Origin of the sequence: Protofrankia sp. Cas8 (assembly GCF_963555845.1) — a bacterium.
Taxonomy (GTDB): domain Bacteria; phylum Actinomycetota; class Actinomycetes; order Frankiales; family Frankiaceae; genus Protofrankia.
The window spans coordinates 1-2,373 of the sequence record NZ_CAUVXI010000126.1 but is presented as its reverse complement, the minus strand read 5'-3'; the positions used below and the strand labels follow the sequence as shown (position 1 = coordinate 2,373).

General features: G+C 64.1%; 1 protein-coding gene and 2 pseudogenes. All 3 read right to left on the bottom strand.

Annotation, left to right across the window (positions count from 1 at the left end):
* Positions 1-840: pseudogene (locus U9977_RS17375) on the bottom strand (ATP phosphoribosyltransferase regulatory subunit); the annotation flags it as partial.
* A 403-nt stretch (positions 841-1,243) separates the two neighbouring features.
* Positions 1,244-1,894 carry a nucleoside monophosphate kinase gene (locus U9977_RS17370; protein ID WP_322750323.1) on the bottom strand — a complete coding sequence of 217 codons (651 nt, stop codon included), beginning with the start codon at positions 1,892-1,894 and terminating at the stop codon, positions 1,244-1,246.
* 67 nt (positions 1,895-1,961) lie between these two features.
* Positions 1,962-2,373, bottom strand: a pseudogene (locus tag U9977_RS17365) (polyphosphate kinase 2); the annotation flags it as partial.

The window sequence follows — 2,373 nt, the reverse complement described above, 5'->3', positions numbered from 1 at the left end:
TGGACAGGTCCGCCACGACGCTGCCGGCAGGCAGGTCCGACAGTTCGTCCAGGACGAACGAGAGTTCGTCCAGACCCTCGGTGAGCAGGTCGGAGGTGACGCCGAGGCGACGGATGTCCGCGGTCACTCCCGCGTCGACGCCACGGATGTGGGCGAGATCCAGACAGGATCTGATCTGTGCGGGTGTCAGCGCGGTCCGCGTGGCGAGCAGCTTCTCGACCCCGGCCGCACCCACTTTGTCAATCTTGTCCGCGATCCGGATGACGCCGAGCGGGTCGTCGATGCCCAGGCCGCTGTAGAAGCCTTGCAGTACCTTCCGATTGTTGATATTGATCGACCAGGCGGGGATGTTCAGGCCGGTCAGGACTCGTGGATGATCCGGGGGAGCTCGGCGTCGAAGTGCAGCGGAACGTGGTCGACGTTGATGACGTCGATGTCGCACTGGGTGAACTCGCGGTAGCGGCCCTCCTGCGGACGCTCGCCACGCCAGACCCGTTGCATCTGGTAGCGCTTGAGCGGGAAGACCAGGTCGTTGAAGTGTGCGGCGACGTACCGGGCGAACGGCACGGTCAGGTCGAAGTGCAGGCCGAGTCGGGCATCGCCGTCGTCGGCAGCCTCGGCCTGGAGCCGGCGCAGCGTGTAGACCTCCTGTGACGTCTCGCCCTTGGCCAGCAGAACCTCGAGGGCCTCGACGGACGGGGTCTCGACCGAACAGAAGCCGTAGCGTTCGAACCCCTGGCGGATCTCGTCGAGCCAGCGCAGCTCAACCAGCCGGACCTCCGGCAGCCACTCGGGGAACCCGCTGACCTGCGCGGGTCGGACGAGCTGCTCGTCGCTCATCGCGGACGTTTCTCCTCTCGCGGTGCCGCGATCCCGGCGCGGCACGCAGGCCGTACCGTATCCCGCCCATCACGAGCGACAGCGTCCCCGCGTCGCCAAAGGGCCAAAGGGCGCGCGACGATCGTCAGATCGCGCGCCCGGAGGCCGTAGCCCCCGAGTTCGAGCGTCAACACACCCAGCGCGGTCACTGCCAATCGCGAGTCATGTGGCTACTCTGTGTATCGAAATAGATACAGTACGTGATGCAACGTGTTACTCGCCATAGGGAGGTTCCGTTGATCGGACTGCTTGACTGCAGCGTGTTCTGGACGTTGGTTTTCCGCAATCTGTCGACCGCGGCAAGCCTTATTCTCTGACGAATTGCCGGCCGGCGTCCGTACCGCGGGCGCCGGCTGCCCGCCGCCTACGATGAAGCGATCTTGGGTAGATCAAAGTGTTCGCGGATCTCGGCCTGCACGTCGACGGCCTTATGTCGGGCGTCGACGACCGCCACGTATTCCTTGCGCTGAAAGATCTCCATCACCGGTCGGGTTTTCTCGTGATATTCCCGGAGGCGGACCCCGAGAGCCTCGGGGTTGTCATCCGATCGGGTCAGCAGCTGACCGCCGCAGACGTCACAGGTGTCGGCGACCTGGGGGCGACTGGCGATGAGGTTGTAGTCCAGTCCGCAGCGTGAACACAGCCGTCTGGCGAGCACCCTGCGGTAGACCTCCTCGTCGGGGAGGTCCAGGTAGATCACGCCGTCGATGTCGTAGCTCTCCAGGAAGAACTCGGCCTGCCGGGCGTTGCGCGGGAAGCCGTCGATGACGAAGCCGTAGTTCCAGTCGTGGCTGGCGAGGCGGTCGCGGACGACGGACTCGACGAGATCGTCGCCAACCAGGTGGCCGCTGGCGACGATGCGTCTGACCTGAGCGCCCAGCTTGGTATGGCTCTGCATGTTCCAGCGGAATATGTCACCCACGCTGATGTGGACGAGGTCGAGATCGTCCGCGAGCATTTTCGCCTGCGTGCCCTTCCCACTGCCCTGCACGCCCATGATGACGAACTTGCGCACATCCACCTCCGACTACGGAGAAGTTCCACGGGCGCCGGCCGAATGTGGGCATTCGGCTGGTGCCGGATCAGTCGACGACGTAGCGGCGGGGCACCCAGGTCTGGGTGTCGATCGGCGGACGCATGTAAGCGCGTTCCTGCCGTGCCGGAAGCTGAATGTCCGTCTGCGGGAGGGTCTCATATGAGATCATGGTCAGCAGATGGCTGATGAGATTCAATCGGGCGCTTCGCTTGTCATCGGCGTCCACGACGTACCAGGGCACGTCCCTGAGGTCCGTATAGGCGAACATCTGATCCTTTGCCTCGGCGTAGTCGACCCAGCGGGCACGGGCTTCAAGGTCCATGTTTGACAGTTTCCACCGCTTGTCCGGGTTCTTGATCCGATCACCGAAGCGTCTTTCCTGTTCCTTGTCGCTCAGTGACAGCCAGTACTTCACGAGGATGATGCCCGACCGTACCAGCGCCCGTTCGAGCTGGGGG